Raw genomic sequence first — 20,667 nt, forward strand, 5'->3', positions numbered from 1 at the left:
CATGGGAGCATTCCTCGCCGCGCTGGGCGCAGTGCTGCTGTTCATCCTCCGGGTGATCGGCATTCTGCTGCTGGTGGTGCTGATCTTACTGGTGCTGTTGCTGCTGTGCCCCTTCTGCGCAGACCTGTGCTGGGAGCACGGCGTGCTCACCGTAAAGGCCGGTGCGCTGGGCATCACCTTCCCGGTGTTCCAGTACCCGAAGCCGGAGCCGCCGCCCGCACCGGAAAACCCGGAGCCGCCCAGGGGTTTTGGCAAGGTCAAGGCAAAGTTTGCCGCATGGCGGGCCGAGCGCAAGCGGAAAAAGGCAGAGGAGAAGGCCCGCAAAAAGGCCGCCGCCGCTGCCGCCAAGGCAAACAAGCCCGCCCAGCCGCGCAAAAAGGCAAAGATCACGCTGGAGATCCTCTGCACCATGCTCAAAGGTGCAGGCACTTTGACCAAGGCTGTGTTCGGTGCGCTGCGTATCACAAAAATACAGGTGCGCCTTGGTGTGCGCGGGGAGGACCCCGCCGCCGCTGCCCGCAGCTACGGCAAGCTGCAGGCGTGGCTGTACCCGGTGCTGGGCGTGCTGGACCGCTTTCTCTGGCTGCAGTTCGATGAGCTGCGCATCCTGCCGGACTTTGGCAGCGGGCAGCCCACCGTGGAGGACCGGGTGTCCTGCCGGGTGAGCGCACAGGCACTGTTCATCGTCCTTGCGGCGGTGCGGGTGCTGTACGAGTTCTGGCGCAAAAAAGTATTGGACATCTTCCTATAATGTGGTACACTATACGTGTATCCGGATCTGCAGACAACGGGCCTTTGCCCGAATCAAACCGATAAAGGAGAGCTGTTTTATGGCTGAGCATCCCATTCAGGGCCTGATGAACGTTACCATGGAGAAGATCCACCAGATGGTGGACTCCAACACCATCATTGGCAAGCCCATCATCACCGAGGACGGCACCACCATCCTGCCGGTTTCCAAGGTGAGCTTTGGCTTTGCCTCCGGCGGCACCGACTTTGACGGCAAGAACGCCGCCAACAAGGACCTGTTCGGCGGCGGCTCCGGTGCGGGTGTGAACATCCAGCCGGTGGCCTTCCTCGTGGTAAAGGACGGCTGCGTGCGCACCATCCAGCTGTCGGACAACGCCGACACCATCAACCGTGCCCTGACCATGCTGCCGGAGCTGGTGGACAAGGTTGCCGCCCTCATCAAGAAGGACGAAAAGAAGGAAGAGCCTGCTGCTCCTGCTGAGCAGTAAGGGAGGGGGCTTGGCACCGGACACTCCGTCCCGCCTGCGCTCGCCAGACCACCAGCGTGGTGTAGCCCTCGCACTTCCCGTCGGGCTTTTCTGTCGATTTTAGTCGCAGCCTGCACTTTAGACATGGCTTCGCGCATCTTGCCGGAGTATCCGGTGCCGATCCCGGCAGGACGGCAGGGAGTTTCTCCAGCGAATGACCGGGAAGTGGGGCCCCGATACGAAGTATTGGGGCGGAACCGTGGGTTCCGGGCTGTTCGCGGAGAAAGCTCCCTGCTGGCCTGCTAACTACTATCGCCGTAACTGTGAGCTTCCAACTCACAGTTTTGATACAGGCGCACCCGCACCCCAAAGCAGGGGAGAGGTGCGCATTTTGAGCGCCGGGAGGCGCACAAGGAGTTTTATTATGGCAGAAGAACGTATTCAAAAGATCATGGCTGAACAGGGTCTGTGCTCCCGCCGTGCGGCTGAACAGATCATTGCCGAGGGCCGCGTGAAGGTCAACGGCCACCCCGTCAAGGTGGGCGACAAGATGGACCCCAACCGCGACGTGCTGCACGTGGACGACGAGCGCATCTATATCCGTAAGGATCAGCAGATGTACTATCTGGCCCTGTACAAGCCCCGCGGCTATGTGACCACCGCCAGCGACGAGCTGGGCCGCAAGACCGTGATGGAGCTGGTGAGCGATATCCCCGCCCGCCTGTACCCGGTGGGCCGTCTGGATAAGGACAGCGAGGGCCTGCTGCTCATGACCAACGACGGCGCGTTTGCGCAGGCCGTCACCCATCCGTCGGGCGGCATCTCCAAGCTGTACCGCGTCACCGTGCAGCCCCGCGCCGATGAAAGCCAGATCCTGAAGCTGAGCAGCGGCGTTGTGCTGGACGACGGCACCAAGACCATGCCCTGCGCCATCAATGTTGTCACCGACGAGCCGGGCCGCACCGTGATGGAAATGACCCTGAAAGAGGGCAAAAACCGCGAGATCCGCCGCATGTGCGAGACCGTGGGCCTTGAGGTGGTGCGCCTGAAGCGCAACGCCGAGGGCGTGGTAAAGCTGGGAATGCTCAAGCCCGGCACCTACCGTGAGCTGACCAAGGCAGAGATCAACGGTCTGCGTGCCGCTGCCGCCAAGGGCCGCGCCCAGACCCGCAGCGCCGCAGTGCAGTCCAAGGCTGCCGAGCGCCGCCCCCGCGGCCCGGTGGGCAAGGGTACTGCCCCAAAAAGCGGAAGTAAGCCTATATACCTATATAAACGAAAAGAAAGCACCTGTACAGCGGGTGCTTTCTTTATTGTAAAATGTTATTTTTTATGATATCATAAAGATGCCGCCCGAAAAGGCGGTGATTCGGTGCTGTCTGCAAGCGCAGGTGGTCATGCTTTCCTCCGGCAAGCGTCCGGGGGACGTAAAAGCTTATTGTTTGTTCCCCCGTTCGCAAACGCGGAAGGGGGGATGCATCATGGTGTTGAACGATGTTCTGCAGCTGTTCGTCATTGTTGGCGGCACAGTTGGGATTACATTTCAGATCGCATGGGCAATCTTCAAAGAGATCCATAACAATAAGAAATGACCGCCCCAGTCTCCAAACGGTGAGCGGTCATTCTTCTTATTGACCAATTAGCCGGAGGAAGCTGACCATTGCGGACAGCACCTTCTCTATTTGTAGTATAGTTTCTTTTTGTTGGTTTGTCAAGAGATGGTTCTCGGCTGTTATGCAAGGCATTTTTATATAAGTGAATAACTGTCAGCTCTTCACCTTTCAGGTGAGAAAAATTTCAGCCCGCCGCAAATACACCGAAAACGGACGCATCTGCAACGAAAATTGCGGTACGGCCCTGCGGCAGGACGGGCTGTGCACGCGGGAAAGACAAAGAACACTTTTGACAACAAAAGTTCATCTCACTGAAGCGCCCCTGTTCTTCGACCAAATTTGTGCTATAATACAAAAGCAACGCTTCGCCCGGCCCCGCAAAGGGCAGGGCAGAGCAGAACGGAAAACAAGGAGTTTGGAATCATGGAAAGAGAAAAACTGAAGTCCCGTCTGGGCTTCATTCTGCTTTCGGCGGGCTGTGCCATCGGCATTGGCAACGTGTGGAAGTTCCCTTATATTGCCGGTCAGGGCGGCGGCGGCGCGTTCGTGCTGTTCTACCTGATCTTCCTCATCATTCTGGGCCTGCCCATCATGACCATGGAGTTTGCGGTGGGCCGCGCTTCCCGCAAAAGCCCGGTGCGGGCCTATCAGGCACTGGAAAAGCCGGGCCAGAAGTGGCACATCCACGGCTACCTCACCCTCATTGGCTGCTATCTGCTCATGATGTTCTACACCACCGTGGCAGGCTGGATGCTGCACTATTTCTACATGACCGCCACCGGTAAGCTGGCAGGCCTGAACGCCGATCAGGTGGCTGGCAAGTTTACCGAAATGCTGGCAGACCCCGGCGTGATGACCTTCTGGATGGTGTTCGTGGTGGCACTGGGCATCTTTGTATGCGCCAAGGGCCTGCAGAACGGCCTTGAGCGCGTGACCAAGGTCATGATGATCGCCCTGCTGGTGATCATGGTGGTGCTGGCCGTCAACAGCCTGTTCATGCCCGGCGCAAAGGAAGGCCTGAGCTTCTTCCTCGTGCCCGACTTCGGGCGCATGAAAGAGGTGGGCGTGGTCAACACGCTGGTGTCCGCCATGAATCAGGCCTTCTTCACCCTGAGCCTTGGCATTGGCGCAATGTCCATCTTTGGCAGCTACATCGGCAAGGAGCACTCCCTGCTGGGCGAGTCCGCCCGCATCGTGGTGCTGGATACCTTCGTGGCCATCACCGCCGGTCTCATCATCTTCCCGGCCTGCTTCACCTACGGTGTGGACCAGACCAGCGGCCCCAGCCTGATCTTCATTACCCTGCCCAACATCTTTGCCAACATGGCCATGGGCCGGTTGTGGGGCTCCCTGTTCTTCCTGTTCATGGCCTTTGCAGCGCTTTCCACCGTGCTGGCTGTGTTCGAGAACATCATCTGCTGCGGCATGGAGCTGACCGGCTGCAGCCGCAAGAAATCCAGTCTGGTGAACTTCGTGCTCATCACTCTGCTTTCGCCGCCCTGCGTGCTGGGCTACAACGTGTGGGCATGGGACGGCTTTGCCGTGTTCGGCGGCGCTGTGCTGGATTTGGAGGACTTCCTCGTGAGCAACCTGTTCCTGCCGCTGGGCAGCTTGGTGTACCTGCTGTTCTGCGTTACCAAGTACGGCTGGGGCTGGGACAACTATAAAAAGGAAGTCAACACCGGCAAGGGCCTCAAGATGCACGACTGGATGCGCGGTTACCTGACCTGCGTGCTGCCGGTGATCGTGCTGTTCATCTTTGCTTTTGGCATCTACGATAAATTTTTTGCGTAAATAAAACACTCCTTCCGTCATGGCTGACGCCATGCCACCTCCCTCAATGAGGAAGGCTTTGGCATACCGGAAAGCTTTCCCTCATCGCCAGAGGCTCCCTCTCCGAGACAGACTCCCCGGTCGGGGAGGTGGCACGAAGTGCCAGAAGAGGAACAGCTGTCGAGCGAATGCGAGACTGAAGGAGTTCCCGGCTCCTCTTATTCCATAAATAAGAGGGGCCTTTTGCGGCAGAAAGGAACCTTCCATGCATATCCTGATCTGTGACGATGATGCGGCGTTCGGCGCGCGTATGGCAGAATATGTCACCGTCTACTTTACCGCCCGCAGCGTGCAGGTGCACACCGCCGTCTGCACCAGCGCAGCCGAGGTGCTTGCAACGCCGGGGCTGGAGCTGTATCAGCTGGCGTTTCTGGACGTGGACATGCCCGGTGCAAACGGCATGGTGCTGGGCCGTCAGCTCAAGCAGAAGTGCCCCGGACTGATGCTGGTGTATGTTTCGGCCTATCTGGAATTTGCGCTGGAAGGCTACACGGTGAACGCCTACCGCTACCTGCTCAAGCGGGACATTGCGCGCACCCTGCCCAAGTGTCTGGACGACCTGCTTGCCGCCCTGACCGACCAGCGCAAGACTCTGACGGTGCACCACAACCGCACCGAAACGGAAATTCCGCTGGATCAGATCTATTATCTGGAAAGCGACCTGCGCCAGATCAACGTCTACGGCGACATTGCCCGCCGGCCCATCTGCACCTACTACGGCAAGATCGCCGACCTGCCGCCCATGCTCTACGAGAACGGCTTTTTGCAGGTGAGCCGCAGCGATGTGGTGAACATGAAATATGTGCGCAGCATCCGCAGCTACCGCGCCCTGCTGAAAAACGGGGTGGAGCTGAGCGTGAGCCGCGCAGGCTATGCAGCCATCCAGAACGCATATCTGGAATGGAAGGGGCAGTATGTGGATGAGTGATGCATTTGCGGAAATGATGCTGGGGCATCTGGTGTGTCTGGTCCAGGGGAACGCCTTTATTCTGGTGGAGTGGGCCTATCTGGGCAGGGGAAAACTGCGCTGGCCGGTTCTGTGGGCAGAGCTGCTGTGTATGGGGCAGCTGGGCCTGTCACTCGCAACAGGAATGTCATTTTTCAATGTGCAGAGCGTCCTGCTCAATGTGCTGTACCTTTTTGTTACGGCGCAGCTGTTTGGCGGAAACTTTGCCGATAAGCTCACCGCCTGCCTGATCAACGGCACCATGTGCCTGCTGGTGGAGAACACGGTCAACTATACCTACTCCTGGTTCACAGGAGTGCGCACCGGCGAAGCATGGCAGCACCCCGGCTGCCTGATCGCGCTGTGCGCCGCGAACCTTATCGTGGGTGCAGCAGTTGCGCATTCCCTGTACAGCTGGAACCAGAAGTGTGCTCTGCAGCCGCTGCAGGCGCTGGTGATGTCCTTTTTCCCCGGGGTGGCTGTGGTGCTGAACATCGTGCTGATGGTCACAGGGACCCAGCAGCCCGCTACCCGGATGACCATGCTGCTCACCTTTGGCATGAGCGTGGCGGTGCTGGTGCATATCGCCATCGTGCAGATGTTCAACGATCAGGTGGTGCAGCGGCAGAACTCCCGCTACCGTGCTCAGTTGGAACAGCAGCGTGCCGAAGCCCTGCTGGATTCCTACACGGAACAGCGCCGCCTGACCCACGAGTTCACCAACCACATGACAGCCCTTACCGCCCTGCTGGATCAGGGAGATCTGAAAGGCGCACAGGCCTACATTGCCAGCGTGAGCAAAACGGTGGCGGCGGGCACCACCATCATGGATACCCACAACCCGCTGCTGGATTCCATTCTGAGCAAAAAATACGAAGAAGCGGCAAAAGTTGGCGTGAACATTTACTTTGACCTGTGCGATCTCAAGCGGATGCCCTTCGACAGCATGGATATGGTCATCGTGCTCTCCAACCTTCTGGACAACGCCACCCGCGCCGCAGCGCAGGCCCTGCCGCCGGAGGTGCATGTGCGCATCCGCAAAACGCCGGAAGAATATCTGATCTCGGTGCGCAACCGCGTGCAGGAAGACCTGCTGCTGGAGGAGGGCAAGCTGCCCGGCACCACCAAAAAGGAGAGCGGCCACGGCATGGGCCTTGCCAACGTGCAGGACGTGCTGCGCAAGTACGGTGCCGAGTATACCGTGAGCTGCCGCGACCGGTGGTTCCGGTTTACCTGCGCCATCCCGTGCGCAGTTCATGACATGTGTACCGACAATTTATGACATGTTCTGTGCAACAGGCACGCAACAATGCTATACTAAGACCAGTAAAGGTGACCTCCTGCCGGGGCAGGGCGGATTTGCGGCCAAAGGAAAACCTGGTGAAGCTTTGCCCCCTGTGCAGTGATCCGGGCAGTGGTGCGTGTTAAGCTGCTCTGTTTTCCCTTTGCTCTTCGCTGTGCAGTCCTCATGCGCTGCGCAGCTCATCTGGCGGGGCTTTCAACGGCGAACTTTGGGGTTTGCTGCTGATAAAGTCACTCGGCACGTCGCATTTCTGTCCGGCAGGTGCTGCTTGTGGGAATGGAGCATCTGCCGCACAGGGCATTTGCGTCGGTGAGAGTTCCGTCAGATTTTTTATTGCAAAAAAGAGCTGCTGTACGGCAAAATTGCCTGATACAGCAGCTCTTTTTCTGTGTCGTTATTCCGGCTTTACCTGCAGCTCCTGCTCGCAGTAGATGCAGCGGTATTTGCCGTTGGAGCTCAGCTCAAAGATCTGGTCGCACTCTTCCTCAATGGAGGAGATGCAGCGGGGGTTGCGGCATTTTACAATGTTCACAAGGCGCTTGGGGGGCATCGGCTTTTCCTTGCGCACGGCCTTGCCGTTTTCAATGATGGTCACGCTGATGCCCGGGTCAAGGTAGGCCAGCACATCCAGGTTCAGCCAGGAAGCATCGCCCTCCACCTTGATGATGTCCTTGCGGCCGCTGGCGCTCTTGCTGCTGCGTGCATTCTGGATCAGCGCCACGCTGGCGGTGCGGTTGCCCGCAATGCCCAGCAGGTCCATCAGGCCAATGGCGGTGCCTGCCTTGATGTGGTCGATCACGATTCCGTTCTGAATTTCATCGATGTTCAACATATCAGTTCTCCTCCTTAGGTGCCTTGGGGTCGCGCAGGCCCAGCAGGGTCATGATCAGTGCCATACGCACATACACGCCGTTCTGCACCTGCTCAAAGTAGGCGGCGCGGGGATCGTCGTCCACGTCCAGTGCGATCTCGTTGACGCGGGGCAGGGGATGCAGCACAGCCATATCCGGCTTTGCAAGGTCCATCTTTTCCTTGGTGAGGATGTAGCTGTTCTTCAGGCGGATGTAGTCCTCCTCGTTGAAGAAGCGCTCCTTCTGCACACGGGTCATGTACAGGATGTCCAGCTCCGACATGGATTCCTCCAGACTGCGGGTCTCCTGGTAGGGGATGCCGTTGGCCTCCAGCACGTCCTTTACGATGTAGTCCGGCACGCGCAGCTCTTCCGGGCTGATAAGCACGAACCGGATGTTCTTGCAGCGGGCCATGGTTTTGATGAGGGAGTGCACGGTGCGGCCGAATTTCAGGTCGCCGCACAGGCCGATGGTCAGGTCATCCAGCCGTCCCATGCGGCGGCGGATGGTCATGAGGTCCGTCAGGGTCTGGGTGGGGTGCTGGTGGCCGCCGTCGCCCGCGTTGATCACCGGGATGCGGGAGTAGCGGGAAGCGCGCAGCGGTGCGCCCTCTTTGGGGTGGCGCATGGCCACGATGTCCGCATAGCAGGACACCACGCGGATGGTGTCGGCAACGCTTTCGCCCTTGCTTGCGCTGGACACGTTCTCACTGGGAAAGCCCAGCACATGGCCGCCAAGGTTCAGCATGGCTGCCTCAAAGGAGAGGCGGGTGCGGGTGGAAGGCTCGTAGAACAGGGTAGCCAGCTTTTTATGCCGGGCCACCTCCTGATACGCGGCCGGGTCGTCATGGATGCGGTCGGCCAGATCAAGCAGCGTGGAGATTTCCTGTTGGGTAAAATCCAACGGGTCGATCAGATGTCGCATGGGTGCATACCTCCGTCAGTTTTTTGGTTTAGAGCAGCTTGCGTAAAATGGAAAAATCAAAGAAGTTTGTGTAGTAGCTCAGCGAACGCATCACCGGGCGGCACAAACGATTGAAACACACTTCGTCCAGCAGCAGCATGGCCTCGCCCGGAGCAAGGCGCATGGCGGAGCGGATGGCATCGTCGCCGCAGCTTGCCTTCAGGTGGGCGACGTTGGAGGAGATCTGCTGGTGACACTCCCGTTCCAGAATATCGAACACGCCGCCGGTCAGGTCGATGCGGGTGTAGTCTCTGGCACCGAACAGTGCTCTGGGCAGGTAGTCGATGGAGTAGATCACCGGGGTGGTGTCGGCCAGAATGCGCTTTTTGATGCAGATCACGTCGTCGCCCGGCTCAATTTCCAGATCGCGGGCCAGCTCTTCACCGGCACGGATGGGAAATACCTGAATGCCATCGGCGTGGGGGTAGCTGCCAAAGCTGCGGATCAGCGGGTAGTATTCCAGCTTCTGGTCCAGCCGGCTGCGCAGGCTCAGCACAGCGCGGTTCACCACCGTGCCAATGCCGCGCACGCGTTCCACATAGCCTGCGCGCTCCATCTCGCTCAAAGCATCGCGGATGACGGTGCGGCTCACGCCCAGCTCAGCGGCAAGATCTACCTCGGCGGGCAGACGGTCGGCCCGGGCATAGCGCCCGGTGCGCAGCTCTTCCAGCAGACTGGCAACGATGCGGTCGCTGATCACAGCACCGCCCAATCGGTTGGAAGAGGTAAGTGCAGATTCCTTCATGGTTCGGTTCCTCCGTTCACGGGCAGGGGATGCTCCCCGCCGGGACTTGAAGCCTGCGCCGCACGGCACCTTTGTGACCACGCCATACGCCGCAAACCCCTTTATACTTTATTATAACATAAATTGACATTTATAAAAGCGGCATTTATACTGGAAACAGCGAAAAAGTATGATTTTATTTTGGAGGGAAACGCAAGATGGAAGTTTTTCTGCACAAGATCTGCGGCCAGCCGGTGCAGCCGCCGGTGTCCATGCAGCTGCGCCGCTGCACGCCGGAGCAGGCCCCGGCGGTGTACGCCTTGCAAAACGAGGTGCGCGCCGCCATGCCGGACCCGGAGCAGTTCGTGCCGGACACGCTGGAAAACATCACGGCCTATGTCCGCAAGGACCTGTGCATCGGCGCATGGCAGGGCAGCCGCCTTGGCGGGTATCTCATCGTGCGCTTCTGCGGGCGCAGCGCACACAACTATGCGGCCTTCATGGATGCGCCGCGCACCGAGTGGGAGCACTGGGCCAATGCGGACAGCGCCATCGTCCACGCAGACTTTCGCGGCAACGGCCTGCAACGGCTCATGCTGGAAGCAGCGCTGCCGCTTTTCCCGAAAAAAATCACCCATATCGGTGCTACCGTCAGCCCGCAGAACCAGTACAGCCTGCACAACGCCCTTGCGTCCGGTTTTGCCATCGTCTCCCGGCGGGAAATGTACGGCGGCCACGACCGTTACCTGCTGGCAAAGGAGCTGTAAAAAGTTGTAATTCGTCAAAAAGTATGTTAAACTAAAAACGCCACCCCGAAGGGTGGCGTTAAGGTGCTATCTGCAAGCGCAGGTGGTCATGCTTCCTGCCCGTTATCGCTGCTCTTTCTACATAGAACGAAGCAGAGGTTCCGGGAGTGGAACTTTTTTGCAAAATGAAACTTCCCGGAGCCTTGAAGGCGAAGGGAGGGATATCCGGTGACTCTGTTGGAAACCCTCGCACTGCTCACCTTCATTCTCACACTGTTGGGTCTGATCGTGGACGTGATCCGTCTGGCCGTTGAGGTCATGACAATGTTTTCCAAGCACAAAGCCGATGATAGCAAAAAAGACTGACCGCCCAGCTACCAACTCGTGCGGTCAATCTTTTCTTGACTAAACGGGCAAGGAGCTGACCATTGCGGACAGCGCCTTTTCTGTTTGTAGTATAGTGCTTTTTTCAGGGATTGTCAAGGGCGCAGGGCTTCTCTTTACACCGCCTGTAGTGTCTGACCTCTCTGGCGCATCTTGTGCCACACCACCAGCAGGCAGGCCAGATGCACGGCAGCCGTCAGCACCCAGCTGATGGGGTAGCTGATGTACAGCATGAACGGTGTGCGGTTCAGCTGGAAGATGGTGGCAATCCACACCAGCCGCAGCAGGCAGCTGCCCACAAGGCTCACCACCATGGGCAGCACGCTGTAGCCAAGGCCGCGCAGGCTGCTGGCCAGCGTATCCATGATGCCGCACAGCAGGTAGGTGCCGCAGATCACCCGCAGGCGTTCGTATCCGGCGGCGATCACCGCCGCATCCGAGGAGTAGAAGTGCAGCAGCTGGGTGCCTGCCAGCACCGCACCGCCGCCCAGCACCACGCCGGTCACGATGGCGCACAGCAGGCAGTTGAGGACAACACGGTTCAGGTTCTGGTACTTGCGCGCGCCCATGTTCTGGCTGGTAAAGGTGACGGCAGCCTGCGAAAAGGCGTTCATGGCGGTATAGACGAAGCCCTCCAGATTGGCGGAGGCCGAACTGCCTGCCACCACCGTGGAACCAAAGGAGTTGATGGCCGACTGGATGACCACGTTGGACAGGCTGAACACGGTGCTCTGCAGACCGGCAGGCAGGCCGATAAGCAAAATCTGCTTCAAGGCACCCATGTGGAAGCCCAGATGATGCAGATCCAGATGCAGCGCGCCCTCCTCCTTCATCAGCATCCGCGTCACCATGCAGGCGGAAACGGTCTGGCTGATGATGGTAGCCAGCGCCACGCCTGCCACGCTCATGGAAAAGCCAATGACGAACACAAGGTTCAGCACCACGTTGATGATGCCGGCTGCTGCCAGACAGTACAGCGGGCGCTTGGTGTCGCCCACGGCGCGCAGCAGCGCACTGCTGAAGTTGTACAGCATGGTCATAGGCATCCCGATGAAATAAATTTTAAGGTACAGCGCAGAAAGGTCGATCACATCCTCCGGGCAGCTCATCAGCTCCAGCAGCCCCCGGGCTGCAAAGAACCCCACCACAGCCAGCAGCACGCCGCTGACAAGGCCCAGCGTCACCGAGGTCTGCACCGTGTCCTGTACGCCGCGGTCATCTTTTGCGCCAAAGCAGCGGGCCGCCACCACGTTTGCGCCCAGCGAAAGCCCTACGAACAGGTTCACCAGCAGGTTGATGAGGGAGCCGTTGGAGCCGACGGCGGCCAGTGCGGTGCTGCCCGCAAAGCGGCCCACGACCACTACGTCCGCAGCGTTGAACAGCAGCTGCAGAATGCTGGAAGCTGCCAGTGGGATGGAGAACAGGATGATCTTTTGGAGCATCGGGCCGCTGGTAAGGTCAGCGGAGCGGCTTGTCTGAGCCATGAGAAAAGTACCTCCTTTTTATCGTTTACGCGGAGAAGCCGTTTTCCGAAGCATTGCACACTGCTTAGGAGGACAGCATCTGAAATGTAAATTTTTCGTAAATAAAGGGAACCGAAGGCATATTATAACGCGCGGCGCAGAAAAATACAAGTGGCACCGCCGAAAAAGACAGTTTTTTCCGGCAATGCCACAGGAAAACGGTTTTTCAGTTGGATTCAAGCACCTTCCAGTGCTCCGGTGCGGCAAAATCGCTCGTCTCGCCGTCATCGGTGTACATCCGGCAGCGGGCGCTGCCATTTTCGTCCGGGCAGGCCCACAGGGTCAGGGCGGTGTCGTCCAGCTGGGCGGTGCAGCTGGCGGGTCTTGCCACCGGCACCGCATGGCCCGGGCGGATGAACAGCAGCACTTCGTCCAATGCGCAGCGGACGTAGTGGTGCCCGGCGGGCAGAAGCTCGGTGTCGTAGTCGTCTACACTGCGGATGCGGTAGAGCTTCATTGCTTCCGGCAGGTAGACATGCCGTCCGCTGGCGTTCTGGGTGTAGACAGGCGCTACCATCACACCCTCGCCCAGCAGCAGCTGGTCCTGCACCTCGCGGGCATCCGGGTCAGCGGGAAAATCAAAGCCCAAGGGCCGGAAGTAACTGGTATTTTCCAATGCCGCCTTCATGAAGGTACTATAAAGGTAGGGCAGCAGGGCATACCGCAGCCGGAGCATCTTCCGCAGGGCAGGCAGCATATCCGCAAAGCGGTAGTATTCCTGCATCCGGGAGCCGTCGGTGGCGTGGTTGCGCATCAGCGGCGTGAACAGGCCGAACTCCAGCCAGCGCAGAGCCAGATCAGGCGTAGTATCGTAGGAAAAACCGCACAGATCGGCACCGGTATAAAGAAAGCCGCACAGCTGCACGTTGGGCATCATCTGGATATTGGCCAGAAGCTGTGCCCATGTGGAAGCGTTGTCACCCAGCCAGATGCCGCCGTAGCGGTGGCTGCCGATGAAGCTGGAACGGCTGTAGAGCAGCGTGCGTCTGCCGGGCCGCAGGCGGGCAAAGGCTTCGCCTGCCGCACGGGTCATATTGCCGCCGTAGAGGTTGTGCACCCTGTCATGGCGCACCCGCTGGCCGTCCACATCGTGGTAGAAGCTGGCGTAGTCCTCGGGGGCGTTCATCAGGCCCAGCGCACCGCCCACCACCTTGCCAAAGAACTCATCCTGCACGATGTTGTCCTTCCGGCTCAGTTCGTCCATGCTCTCAAAGAAAGCCTTGAGCCGCTCGGGTGAGTAAAACAGCGCAGGCTCGTTCATATCGTTCCAGAAACCCTCGATGCCGCAGTCGGTCAGTGCCTTGTACTGCCGGCCGAACCACTCCCGCACCTCCGGGCGCAGGAAGTCCGCAAAGTAAGCCTTGCCGGGCCACACCGCCGCCACAAAGGGGGTACCGTCGGCTTTGGTGCAGAAGTAACCGTTTGCAAGGCCCTCGGCACAGACGGGGTTCTTCGGGTCGATGCGCACACCCGCATCGATGATGGGCACCAGCCGGATGCCCTGTGCCTTCAGTTCAGCGCTCAGGGCGGCAAGGTCCGGAAAGCGCTGCTTGTTTACGGTAAAATCCGCGTAGTCCTGCATGTAATCGATGTCCATGCAGATCATATCCAGCGGCAGATCGTTCTCTTTGTACTGACGGGCCACCTCCCGCACGTCCTCAGCGGTTTTGTAGCCAAAGCGGCTCTGTGCCAGACCAAAGGCCCACTTGGGCGGGATATAGCTGCGGCCGATGAGCTGCCGGAACTGGCGGCTGATATCGTTCAGGTCGTCGCCGGTAATGATGTAAAGCTCATAGTCCGGCTCTTCGGTAGAAAAGCGCAGGGTGTCGTATTCGGTGTAGCCGATATCGTAACGCACTTTGCCCGGGAAATCGATGAACACACCAAAGCATTCACGGCCCACACCGCCATCAATGAGCAGAAAATTGTGCGCACCATAGTAGGAAAGCTTATCCTCGCTGTGGCGGGCTTCATCGGTGTTGTTGGTCACGTAGTGCCAGCCGCGCTTGTTGATGCCGCGGGGCATTTCGCCCAGACCGTACACGATGGCATCCGGAGCCATCCGGTAGGCCCAGCCGTCTTCTTCGGCTGTGAGGAAGGGCACCGGCCCGGCGGAAACTGGGATCTCCTGCACCACACTGTCGGTGGGCAGGGGCAGGCCAAAACGGAAACGCTGGATCATAGGGGACCTCCTTGTAGCATCCTTGCCCTCTCCGTCACGCCTTTCGGCGTGCCACCTCTCTCAAAGTGAGAGATTTTGCCAAAGGCCTCATCTCCGAGGGGGCTGCCGAGCGAAAGCGAGACTGGGGGAGTGGACTTCTCATTTTCTTTATCTTACCCCGGACCACGCTGCAAAACAAGAGACAAAACCGGCACTTTTTTGCCACAAAACCGGCAGAACGCAGCCAGAGCATAAAAATATCGGCGGCAGGCGGCGGATGCAATTGCAAATTCCGGCCCATACTGTTATACTGGAACTGCTACTTTGAATCGGAAAATGGAGGAAACCCATGTATCGCAATGGAATCAAGCGCCTGCTGGCGGTGGTGCTGTCGCTGTGCGGCATGATCTGCCTGTCCTGGCTTTTTCTCATTCTGGCCGTCGCCATCAAGCTGGACTCGCCCGGCCCGGTGTTCTTCAAACAGAAGCGTGTGGGCATTGGCAAAAAGCACTTTTACATTTTAAAGTTCCGCACCATGCGCATCGATACGCCCCACGATATGCCCACCCATCTGCTGCACGACCCGGACCAGTATATCACCCGCATGGGTCATTTCCTGCGCAAGACCAGTCTGGACGAGCTGCCCCAGCTGTGGAACATCTTTGTGGGGGATATGGCGGTCATCGGCCCGCGGCCTGCTTTGTGGAACCAGTATGATCTGCTGGCAGAGCGCGACAAGTACCATGCAAACGATGTGCGCCCGGGCCTGACCGGCTGGGCACAGATCCACGGCCGCGATGAGCTGGAAATTGCGGAGAAGGCCAAGCTGGACGGCTGGTATGTGGAGCATCTGAGCTTTGGGCTGGATGTGAAATGCTTCTTTGGCACCATTGCCGCGGTGCTTAAGCACGACGGCGTGGTGGAGGGCGGCACCGGCACTCTGCACGAAGAGAAAAAGTGACTCCTTCTGCCGCCATGCCAAAGCCTCCTCCTTGAGAAAGACTTCCCCGGCCGGGGAAGATGTCGCGCCAGTGACAAAAAGGGGAATGGGTGGCATCGCGCAGCGATGACGGAAGGAGTTCGTTCGCCATATCTCTTGATTTATCCCCGGAAAACTTGATTTATCCCCGGAAAAGCGTATAATAAAACAGTACACAAGACGTCAAAGGAGGATTCCTGTATTATGGAACGCACCTATATCAACGAGGCTCAAAAGGCCATCGGCGGCACGGTCAAGGTGCAGGGCTTTATCGAGAACCTGCGCAACAGCAAGTATATGGCCTTTATCGTGCTGAAGGATATTACCGGCAAACTGCAGATCACGGTGGAAAAGGAAGATCACCCCGATCTGGTGGATACCATCGATCAGCTCACCCCGGATTCCGTCATCACCGTCACCGGCAAGGTGGTGGAGAACGACTACGTCAAGATGGGCGGCGTGGAGATGATCCCCGAGAGCATCGAGATCGAGAGCATCGCCAACGCTCTGCCCATCGTCCGCAAGGAGATCGCAGCCACCAAGAAAAAGAAGGCTGTGGAGCGCTCCAGCATCGACCAGCGCATCGATTACCGCTGGATCGACCTGCGCACCGACGAGAACCAGCTCATGTTCAAGGCACAGAGCTGCTTTGTGAACGCCATGCGCAAGTTCCTGCTGGACCGTAACTTCATCGAGATCCACACCCCCAAGCTGATCGCTGCTGCCAGCGAGAGCGGCTCTGAGGTGTTCAAGGTGGACTACTTTGACCGCAACGCCTATCTGGCACAGAGCCCTCAGTTCTACAAGCAGATGGCCATGGCTGCAGGCTTTGAGCGCATCTTCGAGACCGGCCCTGTGTTCCGCGCCGAGAAGAGCTACACCAACAAGCACTCCACCGAGTTCTCCGGCTTCGATCTGGAGTTCAGCTACATCACTTCCTATAAAGACGTGATGAAGATGGAAGAAGAGCTGCTGACTGCCGGTCTGCAGGCCGTCAAGGACAACTACGGCGACCAGATCAAGGAGATGTTCGGGCAGGAAGTGATCGTTCCCACCACCCCGTTCCCGGTGGTCAAGCTGGCAGACCTGTACAAGGGTCTGGAAGAAGAGTTCGGCTACACCGTCGATGAGAGCGAGAAGGGCGACCTGACCACTGAGGCCGAGCGCCTGAGCTATGAGTGGGTGAAGAAGCACTACGGCCACGAGTTCCTCTTTATCACCGATTACTCTGCCGAGAAGCGTGCGTTCTACCACATGCGCGACGAGAACGGTGTGCCCCAGGGCTACGACCTGATCTGGCGCGGTGTTGAAATCACCACCGGTGCCCAGCGTGAGCACCGCTACGAGGTGCTGAAGAAGCAGGCCGAGGAAAAGGGTCTGGCCGATGATGTCAAGTTCTATCTGGAGTTCTTCCAGTACGGCTGCCCGCCCCACGGCGGTTTCGGTCTGGGCATCGACCGCCTGACCATGCTGCTGTGCGGCCTGACCATCAAGGATGCCGAGTTCCTGTTCCGCGGCCCCAACCGTCTGACCCCGTAATTTTATAGAGATCATACCGAGAGCTGCCGTGCATTTTGCACGGCAGCTCTCTTTTGTTGGACGATTTAAAATGGCTCCGCTTCGCTCTGCCATTCTTAGCGGAAAATAATTTTTAGATTTTGGTCTAGCGGAATGCCTGCGGGCATTCCGCTAGACCATTTTCACAGATGGGGCTGTGACGGAAAACGGCTTTTGCATGGCATCAGTATCGATTGCAATAAGAAGGTGTCCGGCTTTGCCAGAGGGAGTTCAGCCGTCCCCCTGGGAGAAGGGAAAGCATCCTCGCCCTCTCAGTCAAATCCTTCGGATTTGCCAGCTCCCCCGAAAGGGGGAGCTTCTGACGCATCCGCAAGGCTTGCATTTTATCTGGAAACTGCGCCGTTACTGCAAAAAGCTCCCCCTTCGGGGGAGCTGGCGAACGAATGTGAGCCTGAGAGGGTTCAGCATGCTGAAAGCAAACAGGTAGCCCCTCCACAGCGCCGCGCTTTCGCAGAAAGCGGCGCTGTAAATGCTGTTTTCCTCTACGACCCCATCTGTGAAAAAGCAATTCAGGAAAATCCGCAGATTTTCCTGAATTGCAATTATAAAATAAATTTTCCGCTGAATATGCCCAGAGCAAGGCGGAGGGCATTCAAAATCGTTCCGGCATAATGCCCCGCCCTGTTTCATACGATTACAACAAGCGGACCGGAATCCTGTCCGGTGCACAGCGCAAACGGGAAGGGGAGAGCAATTTGGCAAATCAGGAACAGAAGAGCATCTGCCGCGAGATCGGCGCACGCACCGGCGGAGATATCTACATTGGGGTGGTTGGCCCGGTGCGCAGCGGCAAATCCACCTTTATCAAGCGTTTCATGGAACAGCTGGTGCTGCCCGCCATCGGCCCGGCGGCTGCGCGGGAGCGTGCCCGGGACGAGCTGCCCCAGTCGGCAGCGGGACGCACTATCATGACCACGGAACCAAAATTCATCCCGGAAGCAGCCGTGCCCCTGCAGTTGGAGGGCGGCGGCGAGTGCCGGGTGCGGCTCATCGACTGCGTGGGTTACATGGTGGAGGGGGCTATGGGCCACGAGGAGAACGACAAGCCCCGCATGGTCAAAAGCCCGTGGTTCGACCACGAGGTGCCCTTCGACCTTGCCGCCGAGACCGGCACCCGCAAGGTGATCTGCGAACATTCCACCATCGGCATCGTGGTCACCACCGACGGCTCTGTGAGCGACATCCCGCGGGAGGGCTATGCCAGAACCGAGAAGCGCATCGTGGAAGAACTGGATGCGCTGGGCAAGCCCTACATCATCCTGCTCAACAGCACCCACCCGGATGCGCCGGAGACGAAGCAGCTGGCCGAGGGCATGGCACGGGACTACGACCACACCGTGCTGCCGGTGAGCTGTGTGGATCTGGACGCGGAGGCACTCGGCAGCATCCTGCGGCAGGTGCTGTACGAGTTCCCGGTGCAGGAGCTGGATTTTGCCCTGCCGCGCTGGGTCACGATGCTGGAAAACGGCCACTGGCTGCAAACGCAGGTGTACGATGCGGCCATGCAGCTGGCGGCAAAGGTCTCCCGCATGAAGGATGTACCCTCCGGAACAGACGCACCTGCGCTGGAATGTGACGCGGTGCAGCGCTCGGCCATCAGCGGCATCGACCTTGCAAACGGCAGTGTGCGCATCACGGTGGAGCTGAAGCCGGAAATTTTCTATCAGGTGCTGAGCGAGCAGACCGGCCTTGCCATTGGCGACGAAGCGGGCCTGATGCCCTGCATCATGGAGCTGGCAAAGGCCAAACGGGAGTACGAGAAGGTGCGCAGCGCCCTTGAGCAGGTGGAAGCCACCGGCTATGGCATCGTGATGCCCACGGTCAGTGAGCTGAAACTGGAACAGCCCCAGATCGTGCGGCAGGGCACGAACTACGGCGTGCGGCTGGAAGCCTGCGCGCCCTCCATCCAGATGATGAAGGCCACCATCCACACCGAGATCAGCCCCATCGTGGGCACCGAAAAGCAGAGCGAGGACCTTGCCCGCAGCCTGCTGGCCGGCTTTGAGGACGACCCGGAAAAGCTGTGGGAATCCAACATCTTTGGCAAGAGCCTGCACGAGCTGGTGAACGAAGGGCTGCAGAACAAGCTGCTGCACATGCCGCAGGAGGCCCGCACCCGCCTGCAGGAAACGCTGGAACGGGTCATCAATGAGGGCTGCACCGGGCTCATCTGCATTCTGATCTGACCGCTACAAAACAGAAGAGGGAAGCGCCGCGCGGGTGCCTCCCTCTTTATTTGTTCACTTTTCTTCTTCGGTCAGCTTATTGATGAGCATTTGGTAGATCTCGTTGCCCTTGAGGATGAACTGCTTTTTTACCAGCTCGGCGGTCAGCCGGTCCGGTGTGCCGAGATCCAGACAGAACAGCTCACTGTCCAGCCCTTTCACCGTGCAGCGGATGGTGCAGTGGCCGTCCTCTTTTTCGGTAATGCTGGCACTGTACTTGGCTTCCTTGCGGGCCCATGTCTGGCAGCGCAGCACAGCGGCCACAGCGCGCTCCCGCACACTGCGGGGCAGGTCGTAGGCAAGCTCCTGCGCCACTTTGCGGCCCTTCTCGGTAATGGTATAGCTGCCCTTTGTCAGGGTGACGAGCTGCTGCCTGGTGATATCGTCCAGACACGAGCCGATCTCGAAATAGTTCACCAGCGCTTCTTCCATCAGGGCGTTTTCGATCTCCTGCCGGGTAATGGGTCCGGCATTTTTGACCAGATAGCACAGCAGCAGCCGGATCTCGGTGCTGCTGGTCAACCCGCCGGGACGTACACCGGCAGTAAAAGCATCATTGGCGGCCATCGTTCCATACATCCCCCTTGCATTCCTTTTCTTTTATAGTATAAAGGCTTTCACGCCGGATTGCAAGCCGCAGCGGCAAAATCTGTCTCAATGCGCTTGGGGCTTTCCGGCGTGGAGTACACCCAGTGGTCCAGATGGCCCTCGGTGATGAAATACTTCAGCTCGAACCGGTGGCGCTGGCTCAGGGCGTGGTTCACGATCACCAGCTTGATCTTCATTTTTTCCGGCAGGATGTTCTTGATGTAGACGCTCACCGCCTGCCCGGGCACAAGGTCGGTGCAGCTCTCGGCAAGGCCCGCGAGGTTGGGCGCGATCTCGATAAAGGTGCCGTATTCCTCCACGCTGCGCACGATGCCCACCACGGTCTCACCCACGGTGAACCCGGCCGCATTTTCCTCCCATGTGCCCAGCAGTTCCCGGATGGTCAGCACAAAGCGGCCCTGTACATCCCGGTTCTTGACGGCGCACAAGATCTGCTGGCCCACGCTCACCCGGTCGGCGGGGGAGGAGATGCGGCTCACCGACATGCAGTCGATGGGCAGCAGGGCACTGATGCCGCAGCCCACATCACAGAATGCGCCAAACGGCTCGATATGGGTCACGGTGCAGGGCAGGATATCGCCGGGCTGCAGGGTGTCCAGATAGTCGGCCTTGCACATCTGCTGCGCCAGCGCGCGGGAGAGCCGGTAGAAGGGCTGACCGTTCTCGTCGGTGTCCAGCGCCTCGATCACAAAGCAGGTGGGGCGGCCCACCCTCGTCAGCACCGCAATGTCCCGCACGGTGCCGTTTGCGGCACCATCGGCGCACTGGGCAAAGGGCATCACGGCTCTCACCCCGCCGATCTCGAACCGCAGCTGGCGCTGGGTATCAAAGGCCAGAGCAGTGGCCTGCAGGATCTCGCGGTTTGCCATGGCGGCGCGCAGTTCAGTGGGGGACAGGCGCGCAGCAGAACGGTAGTTGCCTTCGGTACGGTAAGCTTGCATCATCTTTCATTCCTCTTTCTCTGCTTTTTAGGCCGTGCTTGGAACGGCAGCGGCCTTTCTGTTAAAACTTATGC

19 protein-coding genes are annotated in these 20,667 nt (G+C 58.9%); 12 read left to right on the plus strand and 7 right to left on the minus strand.

Going from position 1 to position 20,667, the window contains the following annotated elements:
• Position 1 precedes the first annotated feature (1 nt).
• The 6 genes from PXT33_RS07425 (at position 2) to PXT33_RS07450 (ending at position 6,888) form a co-directional block, all read left to right on the plus strand.
• Complete coding sequence (locus PXT33_RS07425) at positions 2-751, plus strand: hypothetical protein (protein WP_097801861.1); 750 nt, start codon at positions 2-4, stop codon at positions 749-751.
• 79 nt (positions 752-830) lie between these two features.
• Entirely contained in the window at positions 831-1,238 is a 408-nt protein-coding gene (ytfJ, locus tag PXT33_RS07430; protein WP_005941263.1) for a GerW family sporulation protein, read from the plus strand.
• Between the two features lie 403 nt (positions 1,239-1,641).
• Positions 1,642-2,550, plus strand: a complete 909-nt coding sequence (locus tag PXT33_RS07435; protein WP_347070541.1) for a pseudouridine synthase — start codon at positions 1,642-1,644, stop codon at positions 2,548-2,550.
• Between the two features lie 700 nt (positions 2,551-3,250).
• Complete coding sequence (locus PXT33_RS07440; RefSeq protein ID WP_347070265.1) at positions 3,251-4,621, plus strand: sodium-dependent transporter; 1,371 nt, start codon at positions 3,251-3,253, stop codon at positions 4,619-4,621.
• 244 nt (positions 4,622-4,865) lie between these two features.
• On the plus strand, positions 4,866-5,588 hold the full coding sequence (locus PXT33_RS07445; RefSeq protein WP_005941248.1) for a LytTR family DNA-binding domain-containing protein: 723 nt from the start codon (positions 4,866-4,868) through the stop codon (positions 5,586-5,588).
• On the plus strand, positions 5,581-6,888 hold the full coding sequence (locus tag PXT33_RS07450; RefSeq protein ID WP_332376237.1) for a GHKL domain-containing protein: 1,308 nt from the start codon (positions 5,581-5,583) through the stop codon (positions 6,886-6,888). Before PXT33_RS07445 ends, PXT33_RS07450 begins: the two co-directional genes overlap by 8 nt.
• 415 nt (positions 6,889-7,303) lie before the next feature.
• Here PXT33_RS07450 and PXT33_RS07455 read toward each other — a convergent pair whose 3' ends face one another.
• The 3 genes from PXT33_RS07455 to PXT33_RS07465 are packed head-to-tail and all read right to left on the minus strand — an operon-like array spanning position 7,304 to position 9,468.
• Positions 7,304-7,741 (minus strand): aspartate carbamoyltransferase regulatory subunit, encoded by a 438-nt coding sequence (locus PXT33_RS07455; protein WP_097781882.1) that lies wholly within the window; start codon positions 7,739-7,741, stop codon positions 7,304-7,306.
• A gap of 1 nt (position 7,742) precedes the next feature.
• Entirely contained in the window at positions 7,743-8,684 is a 942-nt protein-coding gene (pyrB, locus tag PXT33_RS07460) for an aspartate carbamoyltransferase (RefSeq protein ID WP_097781881.1), read from the minus strand.
• A gap of 28 nt (positions 8,685-8,712) precedes the next feature.
• A complete protein-coding gene (locus PXT33_RS07465) occupies positions 8,713-9,468 on the minus strand; it encodes a GntR family transcriptional regulator (protein ID WP_097777907.1) in 756 nt (251 codons plus the stop codon).
• Between the two features lie 197 nt (positions 9,469-9,665).
• On the opposite strand from PXT33_RS07465, the gene PXT33_RS07470 reads away from it, so the two are divergent.
• The gene (locus PXT33_RS07470) at positions 9,666-10,214 is read left to right on the plus strand and encodes a GNAT family N-acetyltransferase (RefSeq protein WP_223387809.1); all 549 of its coding nucleotides are present in this window, start codon (positions 9,666-9,668) and stop codon (positions 10,212-10,214) included.
• Between the two features lie 207 nt (positions 10,215-10,421).
• Positions 10,422-10,559, plus strand: a complete 138-nt coding sequence (locus PXT33_RS07475) for a hypothetical protein (protein WP_154255424.1) — start codon at positions 10,422-10,424, stop codon at positions 10,557-10,559.
• Between the two features lie 134 nt (positions 10,560-10,693).
• On the opposite strand, the gene PXT33_RS07480 is transcribed toward PXT33_RS07475, so the two are convergent.
• Entirely contained in the window at positions 10,694-12,061 is a 1,368-nt protein-coding gene (locus PXT33_RS07480) for an MATE family efflux transporter (protein WP_332376238.1), read from the minus strand.
• 205 nt (positions 12,062-12,266) lie between these two features.
• Complete coding sequence (locus PXT33_RS07485) at positions 12,267-14,282, minus strand: TIM-barrel domain-containing protein (RefSeq protein ID WP_332376239.1); 2,016 nt, start codon at positions 14,280-14,282, stop codon at positions 12,267-12,269.
• A 328-nt stretch (positions 14,283-14,610) separates the two neighbouring features.
• On the opposite strand from PXT33_RS07485, the gene PXT33_RS07490 reads away from it, so the two are divergent.
• The 4 genes from PXT33_RS07490 (at position 14,611) to spoIVA (ending at position 19,004) form a co-directional block, all read left to right on the plus strand.
• Complete coding sequence (locus PXT33_RS07490; protein WP_097774899.1) at positions 14,611-15,222, plus strand: sugar transferase; 612 nt, start codon at positions 14,611-14,613, stop codon at positions 15,220-15,222.
• A gap of 222 nt (positions 15,223-15,444) precedes the next feature.
• On the plus strand, positions 15,445-16,779 hold the full coding sequence (gene aspS, locus PXT33_RS07495) for an aspartate--tRNA(Asn) ligase (protein WP_005941202.1): 1,335 nt from the start codon (positions 15,445-15,447) through the stop codon (positions 16,777-16,779).
• 192 nt (positions 16,780-16,971) lie between these two features.
• The gene (locus PXT33_RS07500) at positions 16,972-17,430 is read left to right on the plus strand and encodes a hypothetical protein (RefSeq protein WP_347070266.1); all 459 of its coding nucleotides are present in this window, start codon (positions 16,972-16,974) and stop codon (positions 17,428-17,430) included.
• 83 nt (positions 17,431-17,513) lie between these two features.
• Positions 17,514-19,004 carry a stage IV sporulation protein A gene (gene spoIVA / locus PXT33_RS07505; RefSeq protein ID WP_044953602.1) on the plus strand — a complete coding sequence of 497 codons (1,491 nt, stop codon included), beginning with the start codon at positions 17,514-17,516 and terminating at the stop codon, positions 19,002-19,004.
• Positions 19,005-19,058: 54 nt separating this feature from the next.
• Here the strand turns inward: spoIVA and PXT33_RS07510 are convergent, their stop codons facing one another.
• Together PXT33_RS07510 and PXT33_RS07515 are read right to left on the minus strand one after the other, a co-directional pair.
• Entirely contained in the window at positions 19,059-19,610 is a 552-nt protein-coding gene (locus PXT33_RS07510; RefSeq protein WP_118527808.1) for a DUF4364 family protein, read from the minus strand.
• Positions 19,611-19,660: 50 nt separating this feature from the next.
• Complete coding sequence (locus tag PXT33_RS07515) at positions 19,661-20,596, minus strand: S1 RNA-binding domain-containing protein (protein ID WP_294648633.1); 936 nt, start codon at positions 20,594-20,596, stop codon at positions 19,661-19,663.
• Between the last annotated feature and the right edge of the window lie 71 nt (positions 20,597-20,667).

It is taken from the genome of Faecalibacterium taiwanense, assembly GCF_036632915.2.
In the GTDB taxonomy this organism is placed as follows: domain Bacteria; phylum Bacillota; class Clostridia; order Oscillospirales; family Ruminococcaceae; genus Faecalibacterium; species Faecalibacterium taiwanense.

Coding starts and splice junctions, on each gene's coding strand:
- PXT33_RS07425 (WP_097801861.1), top strand. CDS start 2: ATGGGAGCATTCCTCGCCGCGCTGGGCGCAGTGCTGCTGTTCATCCTC.
- ytfJ (WP_005941263.1), top strand. CDS start 831: ATGGCTGAGCATCCCATTCAGGGCCTGATGAACGTTACCATGGAGAAG.
- PXT33_RS07435 (WP_347070541.1), top strand. CDS start 1,642: ATGGCAGAAGAACGTATTCAAAAGATCATGGCTGAACAGGGTCTGTGC.
- PXT33_RS07440 (WP_347070265.1), top strand. CDS start 3,251: ATGGAAAGAGAAAAACTGAAGTCCCGTCTGGGCTTCATTCTGCTTTCG.
- PXT33_RS07445 (WP_005941248.1), top strand. CDS start 4,866: ATGCATATCCTGATCTGTGACGATGATGCGGCGTTCGGCGCGCGTATG.
- PXT33_RS07450 (WP_332376237.1), top strand. CDS start 5,581: ATGAGTGATGCATTTGCGGAAATGATGCTGGGGCATCTGGTGTGTCTG.
- PXT33_RS07455 (WP_097781882.1), bottom strand. CDS start 7,741: ATGTTGAACATCGATGAAATTCAGAACGGAATCGTGATCGACCACATC.
- pyrB (WP_097781881.1), bottom strand. CDS start 8,684: ATGCGACATCTGATCGACCCGTTGGATTTTACCCAACAGGAAATCTCC.
- PXT33_RS07465 (WP_097777907.1), bottom strand. CDS start 9,468: ATGAAGGAATCTGCACTTACCTCTTCCAACCGATTGGGCGGTGCTGTG.
- PXT33_RS07470 (WP_223387809.1), top strand. CDS start 9,666: ATGGAAGTTTTTCTGCACAAGATCTGCGGCCAGCCGGTGCAGCCGCCG.
- PXT33_RS07480 (WP_332376238.1), bottom strand. CDS start 12,061: ATGGCTCAGACAAGCCGCTCCGCTGACCTTACCAGCGGCCCGATGCTC.
- PXT33_RS07485 (WP_332376239.1), bottom strand. CDS start 14,282: ATGATCCAGCGTTTCCGTTTTGGCCTGCCCCTGCCCACCGACAGTGTG.
- PXT33_RS07490 (WP_097774899.1), top strand. CDS start 14,611: ATGTATCGCAATGGAATCAAGCGCCTGCTGGCGGTGGTGCTGTCGCTG.
- aspS (WP_005941202.1), top strand. CDS start 15,445: ATGGAACGCACCTATATCAACGAGGCTCAAAAGGCCATCGGCGGCACG.
- PXT33_RS07510 (WP_118527808.1), bottom strand. CDS start 19,610: ATGGCCGCCAATGATGCTTTTACTGCCGGTGTACGTCCCGGCGGGTTG.
- PXT33_RS07515 (WP_294648633.1), bottom strand. CDS start 20,596: ATGATGCAAGCTTACCGTACCGAAGGCAACTACCGTTCTGCTGCGCGC.